The 22174-nt window shown below is 26.9% G+C and carries 14 protein-coding genes; 1 reads left to right on the top strand and 13 read right to left on the bottom strand.

The genetic code is table 11. From position 1 onward, the window contains the following. Positions 1-105: 105 nt before the first annotated feature. The 11 genes from mprF to AC4FQV_RS04430 form a co-directional block, all read right to left on the bottom strand. On the bottom strand, positions 106-2661 hold the full coding sequence (gene mprF, locus AC4FQV_RS04480; RefSeq protein ID WP_491164668.1) for a bifunctional lysylphosphatidylglycerol flippase/synthetase MprF: 2556 nt from the start codon (positions 2659-2661) through the stop codon (positions 106-108). A 220-nt stretch (positions 2662-2881) separates the two neighbouring features. Beyond that, a complete protein-coding gene (locus AC4FQV_RS04475) occupies positions 2882-3817 on the bottom strand; it encodes a lysylphosphatidylglycerol synthase domain-containing protein (protein WP_491138524.1) in 936 nt (311 codons plus the stop codon). A 136-nt stretch (positions 3818-3953) separates the two neighbouring features. Then, positions 3954-4445 (bottom strand): hypothetical protein, encoded by a 492-nt coding sequence (locus tag AC4FQV_RS04470; protein WP_491164666.1) that lies wholly within the window; start codon positions 4443-4445, stop codon positions 3954-3956. A gap of 133 nt (positions 4446-4578) precedes the next feature. Then, on the bottom strand, positions 4579-5727 hold the full coding sequence (locus tag AC4FQV_RS04465; protein ID WP_491164664.1) for a hypothetical protein: 1149 nt from the start codon (positions 5725-5727) through the stop codon (positions 4579-4581). Between the two features lie 9 nt (positions 5728-5736). Beyond that, positions 5737-6723, bottom strand: a complete 987-nt coding sequence (locus AC4FQV_RS04460) for a hypothetical protein (RefSeq protein WP_491164660.1) — start codon at positions 6721-6723, stop codon at positions 5737-5739. 350 nt (positions 6724-7073) lie between these two features. After that, positions 7074-7802 (bottom strand): Bax inhibitor-1/YccA family protein, encoded by a 729-nt coding sequence (locus AC4FQV_RS04455; protein ID WP_491138529.1) that lies wholly within the window; start codon positions 7800-7802, stop codon positions 7074-7076. Between the two features lie 103 nt (positions 7803-7905). Next, complete coding sequence (locus tag AC4FQV_RS04450; protein ID WP_491138530.1) at positions 7906-8223, bottom strand: hypothetical protein; 318 nt, start codon at positions 8221-8223, stop codon at positions 7906-7908. 6 nt (positions 8224-8229) lie between these two features. Next, positions 8230-9660, bottom strand: a complete 1431-nt coding sequence (gene gltA, locus AC4FQV_RS04445; protein ID WP_491164657.1) for an NADPH-dependent glutamate synthase — start codon at positions 9658-9660, stop codon at positions 8230-8232. Then, positions 9653-10552 (bottom strand): sulfide/dihydroorotate dehydrogenase-like FAD/NAD-binding protein, encoded by a 900-nt coding sequence (locus tag AC4FQV_RS04440; protein ID WP_491164655.1) that lies wholly within the window; start codon positions 10550-10552, stop codon positions 9653-9655. The genes gltA and AC4FQV_RS04440 overlap by 8 nt, the downstream gene beginning before the upstream one ends. A 175-nt stretch (positions 10553-10727) precedes the next feature. Continuing rightward, a complete protein-coding gene (locus AC4FQV_RS04435) occupies positions 10728-11894 on the bottom strand; it encodes an iron-containing alcohol dehydrogenase (protein ID WP_491164652.1) in 1167 nt (388 codons plus the stop codon). 161 nt (positions 11895-12055) lie between these two features. Next, complete coding sequence (locus AC4FQV_RS04430; RefSeq protein ID WP_491164650.1) at positions 12056-13510, bottom strand: ABC transporter substrate-binding protein; 1455 nt, start codon at positions 13508-13510, stop codon at positions 12056-12058. 347 nt (positions 13511-13857) lie between these two features. Between AC4FQV_RS04430 and AC4FQV_RS04425 the strand changes: the two genes are divergently transcribed. Further along, a complete protein-coding gene (locus tag AC4FQV_RS04425; RefSeq protein ID WP_491164648.1) occupies positions 13858-16164 on the top strand; it encodes an SH3 domain-containing protein in 2307 nt (768 codons plus the stop codon). Between the two features lie 70 nt (positions 16165-16234). Here AC4FQV_RS04425 and AC4FQV_RS04420 read toward each other — a convergent pair whose 3' ends face one another. Together AC4FQV_RS04420 and AC4FQV_RS04415 are read right to left on the bottom strand one after the other, a co-directional pair. Continuing rightward, positions 16235-21349: a PDDEXK-like endonuclease domain-containing protein gene (locus tag AC4FQV_RS04420; protein ID WP_491164647.1), complete on the bottom strand. Its 5115-nt coding sequence runs from the start codon at positions 21347-21349 to the stop codon at positions 16235-16237. 276 nt (positions 21350-21625) lie between these two features. Beyond that, the gene (locus AC4FQV_RS04415) at positions 21626-21943 is read right to left on the bottom strand and encodes a hypothetical protein (protein WP_491164646.1); all 318 of its coding nucleotides are present in this window, start codon (positions 21941-21943) and stop codon (positions 21626-21628) included. Positions 21944-22174: the final 231 nt, after the last annotated feature.

Genomic DNA, 22174 nt, shown 5'->3' with positions numbered 1-22174 from the left:
AAGTTTATTAAACTTATTTTAAACTAAGAATTATTTTAAATCAAAAAATAAGAGGATAAATATTTATCCCCTTAAAATATTATAATATTTAATTAATTTATTTTCTTACTTAAAAGCACTTTTTAAGCTTCTAAAAATTATGCTCTCCTCTACGTCTCTACTTCTTGAGCAAACTAAAGCTGCCTGTATTACAGTTATAAGTATAGAGGTATTTCTTCTATAGGCTATATATTTATATTCCCAAGTATGACTAAACTTCTCCTTAAATCTTCTTAATCCTTTAAAGGAGTAAAGCGCTTGTCCGTTTTCATAAAATTGAAGAGCTAATTTCTCATTCCAAAAGGCATATTTAGATAAGCCAACATTAGCTAAAGGTGCCATTCCCATATTGAAAACTTTATAACCTTCTTCTTTTCCATATTCAATTAAGTTTATAAACATAAAATCCATAACTCCTCTTGGGGTGTTTTTACTAAACCTCATTAAATCTACAGAAAAACTTTCTAAATCATACATTGGCATTATATTTGCAAAGGCTTTTATCTCTCCCTCTTTATCCTTTAAAATAGCAATAGGTGCTTTATTTAAATAATCTTCATCAAAAAACCCTACAGAGAAGCCTTTTTCTTTTCTTCCATCTAACCATTCATCTGAAATCTTTCTTAAGGAAAATAAAAATTCCTCTGAAAAAGGTGGATTAACCATATGAAAAGTGTATCCTTCCTTAGTTACCTTACTTCTTGAAGTTTTTAAACTTTTCATCTTGTTTCCAACAACTTTAAAATCCTCTACAGAAACCTTAGCTTCTTCTCCTATTTTCATAAAGTCATATCCATTTGAGTGTAAATAACTTATCATATCCTCATCTATTTGATAAAAAACTGGAGTGTATCCATATTTATCTGCATATTCACAAAAGTTTTCTATTTCTCTAAATAGGTTTTCCTTATTTCCTACAGGATTTCCTAAGACAAAAAGTTTATCTCCATAAACTTCATATTGAATAAATAAATCCTTTTTCTCATTTAAATAAATATATTTATCCTTTAAAAAGACTAAATGAGTTAGGGAATCTCCCTTGTAAGATTTAATTATTTCCTCTACATAACTTTTGCAAGAATCAAAGGTATTTACAGGGATTTTTCTTCTTCTATTTAAAAAGTAAATAGCAACATATATTACAGTTATTAAAACAAAAGCTATAAAACCAAACTTATAAGCCATTTTATAAGGCATCTTACGAACTATTCCTACATATTTTAAGTGTTTTCCAAAGGTTGATAAAATAAAAAAGTAGGATATAAAAGATATAAAAAGTATTGATGAATCTATTAGGGTATTTTTTAAGCTAACTACAAAGCTTTCTCTATAAAACATTCCTCTACTTAAATATAAAAGATAAGCAACTAAAACTAAAAATATTAACTCATATATGTTAATTCCCTTAGTTAAGGATAAAATTATTCCTAAGATAAATAAAATAATACTTACCTTGTATATGCTTTTAGCTCTATATTTTAGCATAAGAGACATTAATATTATTAAAAATCCTAAAATAACACTCATACCAATAGATAATCCTAAAATTTGATTTCCTAAAATTGCTTTTAAAAACTTTATTCTTAAAAGATATTCAGGCACTATATTAGATAAAACTATAATGCATCCAGATATGAAAACTAAAAGAATAACTATTTTATATGCTACCTTAGATACTATTTCATAAGGTAAGCCATTAAACTTTTCATTTATCTTTCCTCCAAAATCATGAACAAAAAGTAATATACCTATAATAGCTGGTATTATGTAATAACTAATTCTATATAATATTATAACTAACAAGCTCTGTTCTATAGGAATACCTAAAACCTCTAAACCACTCATAAAGGTTAAATCAAAGGTACCAATTCCCCCAGGAATTAAACTTAAAATTCCAACAACAGCAGCCTCAATATATATTGGTAAAAAATTAAAGAAACTTATAGTTGCGCCTGTTATGATTAAGGTTGCATAAATTAAAATTATGGTTGTAAGCCATTCTAAAAAAGATATGAATATAATTCCTAAAGTGCTTAAAAACTCTAACTTATCCTTTGTTTTTCTATATTTGTAAGCAGAATAAATTATGTATCCTGGTGCATATAGAGCAATTATTCCTATAGCATATTTTATTATGCCAATATTATTCCATGAGTATATTCTAAGCAGCATATAGGTAAGACAAACTATTGATAAGCCTGTTAAATTTAAAGCTACTATCTTACCAATTTCTTTTAATAGCTTTCTTTTATCCTCTACATAATCTCCATAAAAATATTGCTTAAAGGCTAAAGAACTTGCTCCTCCAAAGCCTAGTAAACTTGCAAGGGAGCTTGCAATCCATGAATACTTATAAAGCTTTCTGTTTTTTAACCTAATTCCAACCTTTTTCTTTAAAATAAAATCATAAAAAGATAAAGGAATATAAGATATTATGCCTAAAATTGCAATTATTAATAAGTTTAAAAAGTTTAACTTATTTCTATACATAAAGAAATAAGATGAATTAAAATTTCTAAAAACTGAAGTAAACTCCTTAACTATAAAAAGTATTACTACAGAAACGAAGGCTATTTTTAAAAATAGCTTTACCTTTTCATTTACTTTTACATTTACCTTCACCTGTTGTCCTCCCAATATTCAAAGTCAAAATTTATTATACACCCTCCTATTCTCAATATCCATTTTTTAATCTTTCTTTTCACTTACATTATTGTAAGAATAAATGGCTTTATTTTCTTATTTTACTTCTAAAATATTAATTTAAAGTTTCACAAACCTTATTTTTACCTTAAATTTTAAAATAAAAAAATACTAGGAAAAGTCTAGAATTTTTAAAAATCTATTTAAGATTTTTTCTATTATTTATAAGATTTCTAAAATTCATACCAAATTCGTGAATATATAAAATAAGTCCTATTAAAGCTGGTAATACAAAATAACTTATTCTATATAAAATCAAAACTAAAAAACTTTGCTCTATGGGAACTCCTAGATTCTTAAAGCCCTCTATAAAAGTTAAATCAAAGGTTCCAAGTCCTCCTGGTACCATACTAACTATTCCAATTGAAGTTGCTCTTACATAGACATAAAAAAACTCCTTAATATCTACTAAAGCACCTGTAATTCTAAGAATTATGTATATAAGAAGCATATTTAAAGTCCACTCTAAAAAGGATATTAATACAACTCTTATGGTAAATTTAGCTTCTTCCTTATTTTTCTTATAATTATATAAAGATTTTAAAAGAACTAAAGGAGCATAAAGAGAAACTATATAAACTACATATTTTATTATTCCTAAAGCTTTTATGCTCTTAAACTCTAAAAAAAGATAAATTATGCAAAGAATAGAAAGACCTGTTAAATTTAAAAAGACAATCTTTCCAATTTCCTTTAAAAGCTTTTTTTTATCCTCTACATATCCTCCATAAAAATACTGCTTAAAGGCTAGGGAGGTTGCACCACCAAAACCTAAAAAACTTGCAATAGAACTTGCTATAAAGGAATATTTATAAAGCCTTGTGTTTTTTAATTTTATTCCTACATTTTCCTTTAAGAAAAAATCATAAATTGATAGGGGTAAATAGGCAAAAATGCCAAGTAAAGAAATTAAGATAAGTTTAAAAAAATGAAGTCTATCTCTGTACATATTAAAGTATTTCATATTAAATTCTTTAAACATATTTTTAAATCCAAGGATAACTAAAACTAAAACTATTCCTATAAAAGCAACTTTTAAGGTAAGCTTTAGTCTATCTTTTAATTTTTCATTCACTTTTGTTCTCTCCTTTTTTTATCTTATGAAATATTGTTTCTTATGTTATTTTAACCTTAGTTTAATAAAAATAATAAAAAGCGATTTAAAAACCTTAAATCGCTTTTAATACTTTCTTAATTTTACCATAAATCTTCTAAATTTTCACCCTGTCCCCAAAATCGTTTACACCTTCAAGAGAGTTTTCTATGTTTAAAAATAAATTTTTTAACCTATCTGAATTTATTACAAGGTATTTAGACTTATTACTTCCTCCTAAAATTGAGTAATTAGGATACTCAACTATGTATTTTTCTTCATCTATACTATTGTTTGTTATAACAATTACATCACTATTTTTTAAAAAGATGTATAATTTTCTATCACTATCTATTATAGGTTCAAAGTTCTTTTTCTCTGTGTTTTCACACTCTCTTAATACCTCTTTTAATTCCTCAAGGCTCTCCTTTTCTAAATGCTTAGATACATTGTGATAATTTTCACTTCTTTCTTTATTCATATAATATTTCATAGCAACAACTTCTCCCTCTTTCATATTTAAAGAGGTACAATTTTTAACATAAACAGAAAGAAAAACTCCTAGAATAAGTATTATAATAACCATAGGGAACACTACCTTTTTCTTCACAATATTACCCCCTACTCTTTTCTATAGACACCTTTATAATACTACATATTTTTACAAATTTAAAGTTTTTATTAATATATGGATATTTTTATCTGTAATCCCTAAGATAAATTTATAAATTTCTAAAAATATGCTAAATATTATTTTCCTTGCTAAAGTTTAAATAGTGAATTAATTTTACGTAACTAAAGTCTGAAAGGCTTACTTCTTTTAAACTTAAATAAATCTTATCTAAAAGAAGCTTTTGCTCCTCTAAGGAATATATATCCCCAAAGTCTTTTTGAAAATCAAAATATAATTTTTCCTCTAAATCCTCCTTTAAATTAAAAATCATCTCATCTATAAGCTTTAGATATTTATCCTTAAAAAAATCTAAAGAATATAAAAGCTCAATTTCCATCTTTCTCTCTAAACTTTCATGATTTATAAAATTTTCTATATCAAATAAAAGCCTGTTTTTCATAAAGCCCTTATTAAAGCCTTCTATTAATTTTAAAAATCTTTTGTTTAATAACTTATAATAACCCTCTTCCTCTTTATAATCTTTCTCTCCTTTATCTTCACTTAAGGAAAAAGAACTTAAAGCCTCAAAAAAGCTTTCATAGATTTTTTCTTCATAAACTTTATAAAGAGAAAGAATTTTAGAGTTTATAAGCTTTAGCTGTAAAAAATCATCTCTTATTATTTTTAATAAATCTAAATTAAATTCCTCCTTTAAGTTTATTTTAATTTCTCTTAAAAGATTCTTATATTTTAAACTTAATTCTTCCTTTACCTTCTTATTTGCCTCTTCCATATAAGATTTTAAATCCTTTAAAAAATCTTCCCTTATCTTTTTTGTAGAAAGTCCAAAGTCTAATCGACATTTATTATGCTTTAAATATTCTTCCTTAAGATTTTCTCTATATTCTTTAATAGGCTCTAAAATATTATACTTTAAGCTAACTATTACTTCTTCTAAAAGGCTCTCCTCTAAAGAAGTAAGCTTTTCTTTTTTTAAGGAAAGTAACTTAAAATCATTCTCCTTTAAATAAAAATCTATATGTTTTGCCAAAAGTGCAAGGTCTCCTTCTTTTAAATCACCCTTTATTTCTTTTAACTTTAAATTATAACTTTTTAAAGAGGAAATATATTCTCTAAGTCTTAAGGTTATAATAGAAACCTTATGTTCTTTTTTATATTCTTCTAAATTTTTATAAAGAGATAAAAACATATCTTCTCTTTTCTTTTTATTTAAAATTTCCTCCTTAAAAAGCTTTTCTTCTAAATCCTTTAAAACCATATTTTTCTCCTAAAAAAATAAAACTAAAAATCCTATAAAAGCTATAAGAAAAAGTAAAAAGTAGTATTTTCTATCCATATCTTTTTTTAACTCTTCCTTAAAAAAACTTTCTGTATTATCTTCTTTTTTTATATTATTTATCTTCTTTTCTAAAAGATTTACCCTTTCACTAAGTCTTCTTGTGGAATCTATTAAGTCTAGGTTGTATTTTTCTATATTGTTATTTAAAATTTCTAGGGAATTATTTAATTCAGAATTGCCAATTTCAAAAAGATTTTCAATCTCTTTAAAATCCTTTTCAAAGGTTGTGTTTATGTCCTCAAAGCCCTCTCCTAAGTATTCTTTAAGGCCTAAAAAGTTTTCTTTGTTTTCTATTTTGCTAACCTTTAGCCTATTTTCTAGCTTATTTACAGAATTCATTATTTTTAAGCATTCACCCTTTAACATTTTATCTATTTCATCTAAAGTGTCAATATGCTCTTTTAAAACAGTATTGTTTTTATTTATTTTTTCCTTTAGCTCTAGAGACATATGCTTTAAAAGATTTATATTTTGAATTCCTTCCTCTTTAGATAAGTCAAAAATATTTCTATTTATTTCATCTAAATTGCCTTTAATCTTCTCTATATCCTTAGAGGTATCTTCTGCCTTCTCTCTTAGAATAAAAAGATTTTCCTTAGACTTATAGGTTAACTCTTCTAAGCTATTTAAAAATTTAGAGGCCTTTTTTTCAAAGTTTTCTTCTCCCTCTTTAACCCCTAAATTAAAATCCTCTATAGCTTTATCTAATATAACCTTTATATTGTTTTGTAGACTAATTAAGTTATTTCTATTTATTGTAGCAGTCTTCTCTGAAGTACTTGTAAGGGTCTTTATTAAATTCTCTTCTGTAAGTTTTAAATCCCTATAAATAGATTTATCAAAAACTGATTTGCTTATTTCTGAAACTAAGTCATTAAATTCTTCTATCAGGGTATCTTCCTTTTTATTCTCCATAAAATCCTCCCATAATCTACTACTTAATATAATTTTTATATAAATATCTCTAAAATTCCTCATATATAGCCATAGTTTTTAAGAAGTCTTTATAATAATTATACTTTATTTACTATATATGTAAATAGTCCCTTTTGATTTATTTCAAATATTTTACTTTTTATCCCCTTATTTTTAAGAAAACTTTTTTATATTCTTAAAAAAAATCCTTTAAAAATTACCCTTTACTTAGTTTTTATTATTAAATTTAAAAGAAATAGCAAAGTTTCCCTTAAAAAATCTTAAAAGACATAAATTTTACTTTAAAATAAAAAAAGTCTCTTAGAAAAACTCCTAAAAGACTTTTTTATTTATTGATTGTCTGAAATTTTAGAGAATAAATTTAATATTTCAGTATATAACCATATTAAAGTTACCATTAAGCCAAAGGCTCCATACCACTCCATATACTTTGGATATTTATAAGTTGAAGCCTTTAATATAAAGTCATAATCCATAATTAAGCTTATAGTAGCTATTATTACAACAAATAAACTAAAGGCAATACCTATAATTCCTGAATTGTATATAGGTAAAGTTATATTAAATAAACTAAGTACCATACCTAAAAGGTAAACAAGGCCTATAGATAATATAGCTATAAATACTCCCTTACGCATTCTGTCAGCTAAACTTTGAGATCTTCTATATATAAATAGAGTAACAACTAAGCAGCAGATAGTTAAAAGTATAGCTGGAAATACTATTCCTCCAAAGATATTTTCAAAAGCTCTTGAAATAGAACCTAATAAAACTCCCTCAAAGGCTGCATAAAAAACTGCTGTATATTGAGCAATTTTAGGCATAAAGGATGTTAATATTCCTAAAATCAAGGCACCTATAGAAGAAACTATTAAAGCACTTTTATAGTTTATACTTGGATTTTGAAAAGCCATATAGCTATAGACAAAGGCAACTCCTAAAATAGCTGTTAGTATTAATATCTTTACTATGGTTCCTTTTACAGTCATAATACTTTTATCTGTACTTACAGCCTTTTCAAAACCAGCTTCTAAGGCAGGATTTGTTCCTCTTCGCATTTTTCTACCTCCTATTAAAAATCACATAAATTTTTCTTTAGAATTATACCCTAAAACTGTGTCAATTTTGTTTCACAAAAACATTCTTTACAAATTAATAATATTAATCCTCATTAAAATCACAAAGTTCTTCCTTAGATACAAAAACCTCCTTAATAACATTTATTCCCTTACATCTTTTGCATCTTATTTCCTCTTTTTTAAAGGGATTTACATGAAAACTTTCAAAACAATCTCTGCAAAAATATTCATAATTTATTTTGTATATAAGTGTTAAAATACCATAAGAAAAAACTAAATAAACTAAAAGTAAAAGAATTTTTATAGCACTTAAGGGAAGTAAAATATAAAAAACTAAAAGGGGAGATAAGGCTATAATAAATAATATTAAAGGAAGTAGTATGCTTTTTTTCTTTCTCATAAAATATTATTTATTTTCCTCTAAACCCTTTTTTAACTCCTCTTTTTCTCTTAAGTATTCATCTATAGCTTTTGCTGCCTTTTTCCCAGCACCCATAGCTAAAATTACTGTAGCTGCTCCTGTAACAGCATCTCCCCCTGCATAAACTCCCTCTAAGGAAGTTTTTAAAGTTTCCTCCTCTACTAAAAGACATCCTCTCTTATCTCCCTTTAATCCCTTAGTACTTTGTAAAAGAAGAGGATTTGGTGATGTTCCAAGGGACATAATTACACTATCTACCTTAAGTAAAAACTCTGAGTTTTCAACTTCAATAGGTCTTCTTCTTCCTGAGGAATCTTCTTCTCCTAATTCCATCTTTACACACTTAATTCCAGTTACCCAACCCTTCTCATCACATAAAATTTCCTTAGGATTTGTTAGTACATCAAAAATAACTCCTTCCTCCTTTGCATGATGAACCTCCTCTAATCTAGCTGGTAACTCCTTTTCACTTCTTCTATAAATTATATGAGTTTTTGCTCCTAATCTTAAGGCTGTTCTTGCTGCATCCATAGCTACATTTCCTCCACCAACTACTGCAACCTCTTTTCCTAGATTTATAGGAGTAAAACTTTCTTCCTTAAAAGCTTGCATAAGATTTACTCTAGTTAAAAGTTCATTAGCAGAAAAAACTCCATTAGAATTTTCTCCCTTTATTCCCATAAACTTAGGAAGTCCTGCACCAGAACCTATAAATATTGCTTTAAATCCTTCCTCCTCTATTAAATCAGAAAGGTCTATAGTTTTTCCAACTACTACATTTTTCTCTATTTTAACTCCTAAACTTTCTATTTCCTCTATTTCATATTTAAGTACCTCTTCCTTTGGAAGCCTAAATTCTGGAATACCATAAAGTAAAACTCCCCCTGCCTCATGAAGTGCTTCAAAGATTGTAACCTCATATCCTCTTTTTGCTAACTCTCCAGCACAACTTAAACCAGCAGGACCACTTCCAATTACTGCAACCTTTTCCTTAAAACTCTTTTCCCCTTCCTTTTTGTTAAGACTTATTTTATTTTTTCTTGCAAAATCAGCTACAAATCTTTCTAGATTTCCAATAGCTACAGCCTCTCCCTTTATTCCTAAAACACAATTTCCCTCACATTGAGATTCTTGTGGACAAACTCTTCCACAAATAGCAGGAAGAGAATTATATTTTGAAACCTCATAAAAGGCAGAAGCAAAATCTCCTTCCTTTACATAAGAAAGAAAAGAAGGTATATCTACAGAAACAGGACATCCTAAAACACAGTTTGGCTTCTTACAGTTTAAGCATCTCTTAGCTTCACAAATAGCCTCTTCTTCCTTATATCCTAAGGAAACCTCCTTAAAGTTACTTCTTCTCTCTATAGAATCTTGCTCTCCTTGTTTTATTCTTTTACCCTTTAAACTACTCATTTTCCACATCTCCTCTACAGCCACAGCCTCCATGACTATGACTTTCACCCTCTTTAATCTTTAAAAATGCTCTTCCTTCCTCTGTTTTATAAAGAGCTTGTCTTCTAATTGATTCATCAAAATCTACTAAATGCCCATCAAATTCTGGTCCATGCACACAGGCAAACTTAACTTCTCCTCCAACAGTAACCCTACAAGCACCACACATTCCTGTACCATCTACCATTATAGGATTTAAGCTAACTGTAGTTTTAATATTAAGCTCCTTTGTAAGAAGAGAGGTAAACTTCATCATTACCATGGGACCAATTACAATTGCTCTATTATAATTTATGCCCTTTTCCTTAACTAAATTCTCTAAAAGATTGGTTACCCTTCCCTTAAAACCATAACTTCCGTCCTCTGTAGCTATATATAAATTCCTAGAAACCTTTTCAAGTTCCTCCTTAAAAATAAGTAGTTCTTTGCTTCTTGCTCCAACTATAACATCTGCTAAAATCCCATGATTATATAACCACTTTACCTGTGGATAAACAGGAGCTGCTCCTACTCCTCCTGCAATAAAAATAATATTTTCTTTTTTTAATTCTTCTAAATCCTCATATATAAAATCACTTTCTCTTCCTAAAGGACCTAAAAAATCTTCTATATAATCTCCATCATTATAATGGCCAAGGTCTATAGTACTTGCACCTAAGGCTTGAACAACAATTGTAACGCTGTTTTCTTCACTATTATAATCTGCAATTGTTAAAGGAATCCTCTCTCCCTTTTTATCTGTTTTAAGTATAATAAACTGACCAGGCTTAGCTTTTTTAGCAACTCTCTTAGCCTCAATTTTCATTAAGTACACAAAATCATTTAAATATCTTTTCTCTAAAATTTTAAACATAAATTACCCCTCTCAAAGTTAAAGTATAAAATTAAAAATAGGATTGTATTAAATCCTCCTAAGGTTTTATAAAGCTTTGAGTTTAATACAATCCAATCCTTTCTCTATTTTTAACTACTATATAACTAAAAATTTCCCTCTTTAAAAGTCAACTTCCTTTAAAAGTCAACTTCCTTTAAAAGTCAACTTCTTCTCCGTAATAGGCACAAGTATATAATTTTTCCATAGTTTCATCATCAATTTCTCTTGGATTTGAACCTGTGCATGGGTCTAAAACAGCATTATGGGCTATAAACTTAAGATTATTTTTAAAGTCCTCCTCTTCTATGCCATATTCCTTCATGGAAGATGGTATATTAAGCTTTTTATTAAAATCATTTATTAAGTTAATTAAAGCCTCTGTAAAACTCTTATCCTCTTCTCCCTTTAAGCCAATATGTCTTGCAATATTTGCATATCTATCTTCACAAGCTTTTCTATTATATTTAATTACATAAGGTAAGAATATTGCATTTGCACAGCCATGAGGAATATGGAAAACTGCCCCTACCTTATGTGCCATAGAGTGAACTATTCCTAAAAGTGCATTTGAAAAAGCCATTCCAGCTAAGCATTGAGCCTCATGCATCTCCTCTCTACACTTTTTATCTCCTTTATAAGAATCTATTAAATTTAGATTTATAAGTTCAATTGCCTTTAGAGCTAATGGGTCTGAAAAATTAGACCTTAAACTTGCTGTATAAGCTTCAATAGCATGAGTTAAGGCATCCATTCCTGTGTGTGCAACTAACTTCTCTGGCATAGTTTCTGCTAAAGAAGAATCTAAAATTGCTATATCTGGAGTTATTTCAAAATCTGCTAAAGGATATTTTATTTTAGCTTTATAATCAGTTATTACTGAAAAGGCAGTTACCTCTGTTGCAGTACCTGAAGTTGATGGAATAGCCACAAATCTCGCCTTTTTTCTAAGCTTAGGTAAGGAGAAAGGAACAGTAGCTTCTTCAAAGGTAAAATCAGGATACTCATAAAAAATCCACATAGCCTTTGCAGCATCTATAGGTGAACCTCCCCCTAAGGCAATTATCCAGTCTGGCTTAAATTCTTCCATCTCCTTTGCACCCTTCATAACAGTTTCTACAGAAGGGTCTGGTTCTACGCCTTCAAAAACCTTTGTTTCTAAACCACCTTCTTTTAAGTAATCTAAAATTTTATCTAAAAATCCAAATCTTTTCATTGAGCCTCCCCCAATTACAATAAAGGCTCTCTCTCCCTCTAAACTTTTTAAAATCTCTAAGGAATCTTTTCCGTAATATATATCTCTTGGTAAAGTAAATCTTGCCATGTTATTAAAATCCTCCCTTATAATATTAAAAAATAAAGGGAATGTATTAAGATAAATTTTATTATATTTTAATACACTCTCCCTTTACACATTTTATTTTTTTCTATTTAATTTTATTCCTAAAGCCCCCTAATATTTAAATCTCTATTTTAAGCCCCTTTTTATTTATTCTCTGCTTTCCATTGGTCTAATTGTTTTTGTAATTCAACCTTTATTTCCTCTAAGCCTGAATCATATAACTTCTTATTTAACTTCTCTAAAGTTTCTTCAGTATCTACAGAACCTGTATATAATGCCTTTAAGAACTCTTTAAATACATTTCCTACAGCAGACATTTGAGTTGTAACTGGCTCTGAATCAAACTTAAAGCCTAAAATTGGAGAAGTTTTTGCAGATTGGTTAAATTCTTCAAAAGCATCCCACTTATCTACTGGGTCATTATCTAAAACATAAGTGTCAAATAAGTTTCCATAAGCCCAGTTTGTAACACTATATGGTCCATTTGGATCTCTCTTAATTTGATTATCACTAACCTTTTCATAGTGAGTTCCCTCTAAACCATACATTAACATATTTCTTAAAGTAACATCTGTATTTACTAAGTTTATAAGCTCCATAGCTTTTTCTGGATGTTTAGAAGTTGAAGATATAGCAGTCATAGCTCCTGTAGTTGAAGCATTAGTAACTGCTGAAGAAACTATTGGAGATGTAACAACTTCTCTTCCTAAAGATTGTCCCCATATATTTTCAGCATAAGGTTGTCCATCTGCTTTCCATACAAATCTCTTAACCTCATTTTTCATATTACTAACTGCTGCATCTTGATTTATATATCCTTTTTCATAAAATTCTCTTAATTTCTTAAATAAATGCTTAACTTCCTCTGTTTCATACATATTTTGAACAGTTAAAGTTTCATCATCTACAAATATTCCTAAACCTGAAGTAATATCCTCAATTCCTTCTATAGGAATACCATCTCCTTGAGTATAAAATGGAACAAAGTCTGGCTCATTTTCTTTTATTACCTTTAACCATGGCTCTAAGTCATCTACAGTATGAATATCTTGATATGGAATATCATACTTCTCTACAAGCTCCTTATCAAAAACCCACATAGGTGCTAGGGCTATTTCCTTTTGGTTTGGAATTCCATAAATCTTTCCATCAACTTCAGCACCCTTCCAAAGTCTTTCATCTATAACTTCTTTAAGGTCTGCCCCATTACTTTCTATAAGGTCATTTAATTCTAAGAAAGCTCCTTTTCTTGCATTTTCTAAATATGGGAAGGCCCATGAACAAGTAAAGGCTAAATCATATTCTTCCCCTGAGTTTGCAATTACATTCATTTTTTGACTATAATCACCAAAGTCAATATGTTTTATGTCTACAGTTACGTTTATTTTGTCTTTAATATACTTATTAACTTCCTCCTCTACTAATTCACCATCTGTTTGAGGTTTACCTATTACATACCAAACTAAATTAACAGGTTCTTCACCTTCTCCTCCAGCAGAAGCTCCTCCTCCTGAAGAATTTCCACAACCTGCTAAAATAGATGATGCTCCAATAACTCCTCCTAATAGTAAAGCAATTATTTTTTTGTTTTTAAGCATTTTCTCTATTCCCCCTTATACTAAAAAGTAAACATGTCCACATTATATATATATTTAAAATTTCTCTCCCTTATTCTTACAAAAACCACAATTAACAAAACGTTTACAAGCCTATAAAGTAATATTTTTTTACTTTTTTCTTTTTAAATAATCATATTTCTTTCTTAAAGGTATTTTCTAAGGTGAAAACTCTTAAAGAAAAGTTTATTTAATAAATTTTAAATAAATATTTAATTTTATTTACTTAAAATAAACCATTTATTAACATTCTTAATTATGTTATAATTACATGGAAAATTTAAGTACTATACAACTATTTTAAACTTAAGAAAATAGGAGATGATTTTATGGCTGTAGCAGTAGTTCAGCAACAACCTCAAGAACAACAAAAGGATAAAATAAATGTTGATTTATCTGATGATAAGGTTGCTGTAGTTAAAAGTAATAATACAAAAAGTAAAGAAGCTCCTCCTAAAAAGGAGGAAGAAAAAAAGAAGGAAACTCCAAAGAATAAAAAGGAAGAGGATATTAAACCTTTAAAAAATGAGAAAAAGGAGGAAGTTCCTTCTAAAGAAAAAGAAGCTCCTAAGGATAATGACACTATTAATAAAAAAGATAATATGGTTTTAGAAAAACCTACTATGGAAGAAGTAATCTTACCTGTTAATAAGGATAATAATAAGGATTTTAAAAAGGAGTCTACCTCTTCAGACTTTGCCTCAGAAATTAATAAAAGACTTTATGAATATGAAAGCTCTAAGGAAAATCAAAGCAAGGCAATGAAAGAAGCTATTGACCTTCATAATGGAGATAGAAGTAATACCTGTGTTTATTTTCAAGGGGCCTCTTTAAGAGCTATTGGAGTTCCTGTGCCAAAGCATATTGCCTATACCTCAAACTTTTGGAACTGGCTTGAAAATAATAACTGGGAACTTCATAGAGATTTTTCAAATATACAAAAGGGAGATATTATCTTTTGTGGAGAACATCATACAATGTGTTTTATGGGCTGGAAGGATAAAGAAAAGGGAATTGCCTATGTAATGGGAAATGAAGCCTATCTTTATGGCAAAGCCTATTCTCAACGTAATTTAAATGGACAAGTTCCTAGTAAGGAAAATGGATATAATAGACAGTATAAGGCTACCAGATATTATAAATATAAGGGAGAAAATAAAAAAGAAAACTCTAATATTACTAAAACAAATTTAGTTATAGGAGATTTTAAGGTTACTCCTTTAAAGGGAAAGGTAACTGCTAGACAGGATGTATATGTTAATGAAAAACCTTTTCCTACAACTTCTGGTGTAAAAGCTCTTGGACTTGCCTCAAAGGGAGATGACTTTACTGTAATTGGAAAGGCTTCTAATGGATGGTTTCAAGTTCTTTATAATGGAGAAAAGGCTTATATAAGCAATAAATATACTGATTTTTTAGAGGAAAACTCTCCAAATACTAAGGATGATTCCTCTTTAGAACTTTTAAAAAGCACTCCTAAGGAGGAAAATTCTTCTTTAAATAAAGAGGAAAACTCTAAACCTAAGGAAGAAAATAAGCTTTTAGAGGAAGCTCCTTTAAAAATTGCCACTATAAAAGCTAATGGTGGTCTATGGCTTCACTCCTCTAAAAATACTTACATCTCCTCTAGAATTTCTTTAATGGATAATGGTTCTAAGGTTAAAATTTTAAAGGAGGAGGGTTCTTGGTTTAAGGTAGATTATAGTGGAATTACTGGTTACTGTTCAAAGGACTATGTAAAAGATATTGTTACCCTTAAAGAAGAATCCCCTAAGGAAACTCCTAAGAAAGAAGAAGCTAAAAAGGAAGAACCTAAAAAAACTATTGAAGAAAATAAGAATAGTAATAAACCTATAGAAGAAAATAAAAAAGTTATAGTAGAGGATGTTAAAAGTGCTACTGTAAAAGCCAATGGTGGTCTATGGCTTCACTCTTCTAAAAATTCTTATGCTTCCTCTAGATTAACCCTTATGGAAGAAGGTTCTAAGGTTAAAATCTTAGAAGATAAAGGAGAATGGTTTAAGGTTCAATATAATGAAGAAGTTGGCTACTGTGCAAAGGAATATTTAAGTAAACCAATCACTTATAAAATGGAAATTAAAGAGGATATAAAAAAGGAAGATAAAAAGGAAAGTCCTAAAGATAATAAAAAAGAGGAAAACTCTCCTTCTCCTGAAAAGAAAGAAGAAACCTTAAATAAGGTCTCTTATGTAAAGGCTAATGGTGGCTTATGGCTACACTCTTCTAAAGATTCAAGTTCTTCTTCTAGAATAAAAATTATGCCTAAGGGAACAAAGGTTACTATATTAGAAGAAAGTAATGACTTTGCTAAAATTTCTCAAGATGGAGAAACTGGTTGGTGTTCTTTAAAATATTTAACTAACCCAGTAAATTCAAAGGATTCTTCCTTAGTAAGTAATAAAGAAAAGGAAAACAAGAAAGAAGCTTTAAGGGAAGGAAGCATCATAGCCCATAGTGGTTTGTGGCTACATTCTTCTAAGGATTCAAAGGCCTCCTCTAGATTAACTGTAATGAGTAAAGGAAATAAGGTTTTAATCTTAGAAGAAAGTGGAGATTACTTAAAAGTTAATTATAATGGTAATATAGGCTGGTGTGCTAAAAGATTTGTATCTTAATAAATTTTAGCTTTTCTCTTTTAAAAAAATATACCTCTATATTAAATATAGAGGTATATTTTTATTTTTTCTAAGAAATATTCTTTTTATTTCTTTTTATTTTATTTAATTTGCTTTCAATTCTTTCAATTTCTTTCTTTGGATTATCCCACCAATGTTTACTCCAAATTCTTATTATATTCCATCCTCTTGACTCAAGATATCTTTGTCTATGTATATCTCTTTCTCTTGCTGATTTTGAACTATGATAAGCAGAACCATCGCATTCAATGCCAAGAACATATTTATCCTCATTTTCATCATATATTGCCATATCTATTCTATACCCTGAAACTCCAACTTGAGTATGCACAGCATAACCTTTTTCTACTAACCTATCATATACTTCCATTTCAAAATCACTATCAAAGGTTGCTTCCTTTGAACTATTATTTTCAGAATTTAGTAATGAATTTAGTATAGATTCTTGTTCTTCCTTATTATCATTATGAACTGCTCTTACATATTGAAGATATTTTTTAAACAATATAGCTCCTTTATTTTTAACATTTTCTACATTAAGTTCTTCAGGTTCAATTGATGTGACTACATATATTTTCTTCTTAGCTCTACTTATTGCAACATTTAACCTATTTTCTCCTCCTTCTTGAGATAAAGAACCAAAGTTTACTGATACTCTTCCCTTTTCATTTTTAGCATATCCTATAGAAAAGATAATTATATCTCTTTCATCGCCTTGTACATTTTCTATATTCTTAACAAATAAACTTATATCCTCATTATTTTCAATACGGTCAATTTCATTTATATATAAATTTCTAAACTCCTTATCCTCCTGTGCTTTCTTTTCAAGTAGATTTTCTATTAAGTTTTTTTGTTTTATATTAAAGGTAATTATTCCTACACTTTCCTTATTTCTTCTTCCTTTTAATATCTTATGTAGTAATTCAACAACCTTATTACCTTCTTCTAAATTTTCTGTGTTAATCCAACTACCCTCTTTACAAAAAACTCTTTCAATAGGTCTAATATTTGACTCTTTACCTACTAAATTTGGAGAAATCTTTAATTTACCATCATAAAAGGCATAATTTGAAAAGTTTATAAGTTCTTCATACTTAGATCTATAATGATAATTTAGACATACACTTTTATAATTTACTTTAGCTAAATCTAATAAACTTTCCTCTTCAATTGCAGCTAAATCCTCAAATTCCTCTTCCATATCTTCTTCCTCAATTTCATTATTAATGGAAGTTTTAAAAATACTACTTGGTTTTAACTGCTTGTCATCACCAGCTATTATAACTTTTTTAGCCCTATATATACTTGGTATAGCATTTTCTATATACATTTGAGAAGCCTCATCAAAGATTACTATATCAAAAAGTTCATCTACTAAAGGTAAAATATCAGAAACTGTTTCAGGACCTAAAAGGAAACAAGGAAATACATCAAATATTAAGTCAGAGTACTTTTCTATATAATTTCTTATAGACAATAAAGACCTCTTTTTCTCAGCTTGTCTTTTAAATTCCTTATATTCAAATCTCCTATATAAATTTTTAATTTTATCATTATACATATTTAATATTTCTTCTTTTACATCTTTTCTTTTAGAAGCCATATAAGAATTTGCCTCATAAACTATAGAATCAAATTCATCAATATATTTAATCATATCTTTAACTTCTACTGTTTTTTCTAAATCCATTATGCTTTGTATAATGTAAAAATCAATTATATATTTAATATTTTCTTTTGAAATTATATTATAGTTATCCTTAGTAAACTTTAAAGCTTTTCCCTGCAATTCATTTAAGTATATAACCTTACTTATAGTATCAATATCTTCAAATAATAAATCTAAGACCTCGATAAATTTTTCGCAATCTTTTATAATATTATCACCCTTTAAGAACATATCTTTTAGATAAAAATATTTTTCAAATTTTAAAGTTGATTCTAATAAACTTAAACTATGCATTCCCTCTATTAAATTTTCACTAAATAAATTTAAAACCTCAAATATATTATCAAATCTTTTATGAAATTCAGCTAAATTATTCTTTTCTTTTTCTGCATTTTCTTTATATTTCTTGCTTATGCTATAAGCAATATCTAATAAATCTTTATTTAATTTTTCTTGCATATTACAAAAGCTTTTCTTATTTGATACTTCTAACTTATAATTATTTAAATAATCAGAAAAAATAGAGTCTCTAATTTTCATTATTTTTTCTTTTAATAAATTTAAATCTTCCTTAAATAATTTTATATTTTCATTTTCCTTTTTCTCATTGTTTATAAATATTTTTCTAACTTCCTCATATATATTAAGTAAATCTTTCTTTATGATTTCTTTTCTTCTTTTAAATTCCTCTACATTTTCTGAATGAATTTTCTTATACTTTTCATAGGAAATTTTTAAATCATTATTAATATCAATAATTTCATCTAATATCTTATTATATCTTCTTTCAAACTCCTCTAAAAATTCTTTTTCTTTCTTTTTATTATAAGGATATTTTACCCATTTTAAAACATCAAACCATTTACCCGCTGTTAAGCTTTTAGTTAAATCTATATTTTTTTCATTATTCTTTTCTATTGCTAATTCTTTTAATAATTCTTTATCTACATTAAAATCTTGATTTTTAAATAAATCTAATACTTCCTTAAAATAATTTTTAGAAAAATCAACATCCTTTAGCCAGAAATCCTCATTAAACTCTTTATTTAAATCTCCATTTAGTTCATTATTTACTTTATCTGCTAATTTATCTATTTGATAATTATTTATTTCTTTAGTTTCTTCATTAAAAGCTTCATAAATTAATTTATTTAAATAAGGGTCAACCCCTTTAATTTTCCACCATTCTCCTTTATTTATCTTTTCTAAAAGAGCTCCATTTTTTTTCATATTAAATTCTTCTGCAATAAAGTTTAACTTATCCTCTGTTCTTACTTTAATACTATTAACATCTGACTCTAGACTTTCTTTAACATATTTAGGTGAATAACATAAGATTCCTTCTTTAGAGGTTTCATGGAATAAATCTTGTCCTACTTTATCCTCTTTTAATATATTAAAAATTAAATCTTCAAATTCTCCCTCTCTACCTTTCCAAAAATCTACTGTATTAATTGGTATAATTAGATTTTTATTTTTATTTTTGTTTACCTCTTCACTTAATTTTTTTATGCTTTCTTTATTAACATTAAAATCATTCTTCTCAATATTATTTTTTACTAAATTATAATATTCTGTATCTCCCTCTTTTAATATCCACCATTTACCCTTATTTAACTCTTCCTTTAAATAACCATTTTTTTCTTCATTTAATTCAAGAGCTAAAATTTCTATTTCCTCTTTATTTATACTACCTTGATTTTTTATAATAAATTCTTTTAAACTTTTAAAAACATCCTCATTTTGAGAAATATTATCTAAAATATTCTTATTAAAAGTAATTAAGTTATTAAAGTTTAATATAGCTTCATCTATATCTATGCTATTTATATTTAAATTTATAAAATATAAATAGTTGTTTTCCTTTAAAATATTATAATAAACTTCAAAAGCCTCTATGCTTTCCTCTCTTATGTTAAGAAGATTTGAGTTTAATTCTTCATAACTATATTCCTTAAAACCTTCATCTTTTATTAACTGTCTGTATTTCATAAAACCACTATATCTTTCATCTTTATGAGATGATATTCTCTTAGTTTTACTATACATCTCTTGTAAACTTAAACCATTTTTATTTTTCTCGCATAAAGTTTTAGATAAGTCCTCTAACTCAATTAATTTATTATCAACTTTATCTGATAAACTCTCTATTTCTTCCTTAAAGTCAAAATCAGAAATAACATTATTATTTATAACACTTGAAATTTTATTATAAAAGGCTTTTTTATCTTCATTTACATTATGTATTATAATAGCCTTAGAATTTAAATCTCCAAGCCTGTTATATATTACATCTAAAGCTGCTCTTTTTTGAGAAACCATTAATATTCTCTTCTCTTTTGAAAGAGCATCTGATATTATATTAGTTATTGTTTGAGATTTTCCAGTTCCAGGAGGCCCATAAATAACTAGACTTTTAAAATCATTAGAATATTTAACTGCCATCTCTTGACTATAATCTATAGGAGAGATTAAAGATAAATCCTTTTCTTTAAAAGATAACTTTCCATATTCTTCTTTTTCTTCATAATCATAAGGTAAACTATTACTTAACTCCTCATTAGTTTTTAATAAAGACCTTAATAGAGGATTTTCTTCTCCTAAATATATAAGAGATTTATAATCATTATAAATTGAGTTAGATAATGAAAATTGTCCAACTATAATATTTTTAAATAATTCTCCATTACCAAATAAATATTTAGGCATATTTTTATTAGTATATTCTTTAAACTTAGAAAAGTCATCTTTAACACAGGATATATATAATCCAAGATTATTAAGCTTATTTAATATAGATTTTATAGTTTTTTCACTAACATCTTCATAAAACTCATCAAAATCTTCAACTTTTACCTCGTTAAACTTCTCTATAGCTAGCATTAAAACTTTATTTAAAATAATTTTTTTCTCGGCTCCTTTATATATATACCAATTATCTCTCTCTTTTTTCAGATAAACTTGTATAAGTAAAAGAGGTGCTTTAAAAAATTTCCCGTTCTTAAAGTATCCTTCAATAAAAGGATAAGCTAAATATAATTCTCTTTTACCAGTCTCTTTTTCTAACAAAATATACTCTTTATTTAAATCTTTTAAGGAATAACTATAGTCTTGCATCCTTTTAATTTTTTTCTGTAACTTTTCATATAAAACTTTAAAATTATTATTTATTTTTTCTTTTTCCTTCTTGTATTTATCAATATTATCACTATTTCTTAAGTTTTCTATTTCTGATAAATACTCCTCATAACCTCTTTTTAATCTTTTTATTTCTATAGAATTAACTAAAGAATAGTCCTCTAGAATTTTAATTTTCTCCTCCTCAGAATCATTGAAAAAATTTATCATTTCTTCATAAATTGAATTATTAAATTCAATTAAATTATAAATATCAAAGGCTCTTTTTTTATATAACTTCTTTATAACTAAACTTCTGTTTTTTCCACTAATATTTATTAATCTTTCTTTGTACTTCTCTAATATTTCTCTCAAAAAATCAACTCCTATTGAAATTTTATGTAAAGTATATATTCAAAAACTTTTAAATTGACTTTATATGTTAAATTCATAGCTTAATTTTAATAATAATATAAAATATAGTAATTTTTCATATATTTATTATTATTAGTATAAAATTTACAAAAGAAATAATATGTTAAATTTTTTATATCAATAAACTTAATTAAATTTGTTGTTAAAATAAATTTATATAATAAAAAAAACCCTTCAAACTTAAAAGTTCAAAAGGTTTTATTAAGACAGCAAAGGTTAGAGTTTATTTCTCTTAATATTATTTTTTCTTTTGTTTTTTCCATTGTTATATCCTTGTGCTTCACTTTCACAGGAAAGCTTTGACAGTAATTTAAGCTGCTCTGCAAAGGTTAAATCACTTTTTGAAGAATTATCACAATTATCATCATAATATTTGCAATACATTCTTCCTACACACTTTAGTATATAACAATTACTTTTACCACATTTACAAATTCCACCCTCATTATAAATACATTTTTTTCTATGCTTCCGTCCTTTAGGTCCTATGTATTCAAGATAAGCTGGTGTTCCTTGCATTTCTTTTATTCCCATTTTAACACCTAATCAATTATAAATTTATTTTTTACTATAAAATTTTAAAGGGAATAGCTTTTAAAACTTTATAATCCCCTATAAAAATAATTTATATTGAAATCTTACTATATAAACCTGTTTTTAACAAATATTTTAATTTAATACTATAATACATAATAATATTAAAAATTTACTTTTTTATTATTCTTTCTCTTTTTAATTTTTAGCCTTTTAATTTATGCTATAAGA

The sequence above is a fragment of the Clostridium sp. TJA038 genome (assembly GCF_058310255.1).
The sequence above is the reverse complement of the archived record's forward strand: the minus strand, read 5'-3'. Positions and strand labels throughout refer to the sequence as shown.

Excerpts from the sequence above, each read along its gene's own strand:
- AC4FQV_RS04425 (WP_491164648.1), top strand. The coding sequence starts at position 13,858 with ATGGCTGTAGCAGTAGTTCAGCAACAACCTCAAGAACAACAAAAGGAT.
- AC4FQV_RS04455 (WP_491138529.1), bottom strand. The coding sequence starts at position 7,802 with ATGCGAAGAGGAACAAATCCTGCCTTAGAAGCTGGTTTTGAAAAGGCT.
- AC4FQV_RS04450 (WP_491138530.1), bottom strand. The coding sequence starts at position 8,223 with ATGAGAAAGAAAAAAAGCATACTACTTCCTTTAATATTATTTATTATA.
- AC4FQV_RS04435 (WP_491164652.1), bottom strand. The coding sequence starts at position 11,894 with ATGGCAAGATTTACTTTACCAAGAGATATATATTACGGAAAAGATTCC.
- AC4FQV_RS04460 (WP_491164660.1), bottom strand. The coding sequence starts at position 6,723 with ATGGAGAATAAAAAGGAAGATACCCTGATAGAAGAATTTAATGACTTA.
- AC4FQV_RS04430 (WP_491164650.1), bottom strand. The coding sequence starts at position 13,510 with ATGCTTAAAAACAAAAAAATAATTGCTTTACTATTAGGAGGAGTTATT.
- AC4FQV_RS04415 (WP_491164646.1), bottom strand. The coding sequence starts at position 21,943 with ATGGGAATAAAAGAAATGCAAGGAACACCAGCTTATCTTGAATACATA.
- AC4FQV_RS04440 (WP_491164655.1), bottom strand. The coding sequence starts at position 10,552 with ATGTTTAAAATTTTAGAGAAAAGATATTTAAATGATTTTGTGTACTTA.
- gltA (WP_491164657.1), bottom strand. The coding sequence starts at position 9,660 with ATGAGTAGTTTAAAGGGTAAAAGAATAAAACAAGGAGAGCAAGATTCT.
- AC4FQV_RS04465 (WP_491164664.1), bottom strand. The coding sequence starts at position 5,727 with ATGGTTTTAAAGGATTTAGAAGAAAAGCTTTTTAAGGAGGAAATTTTA.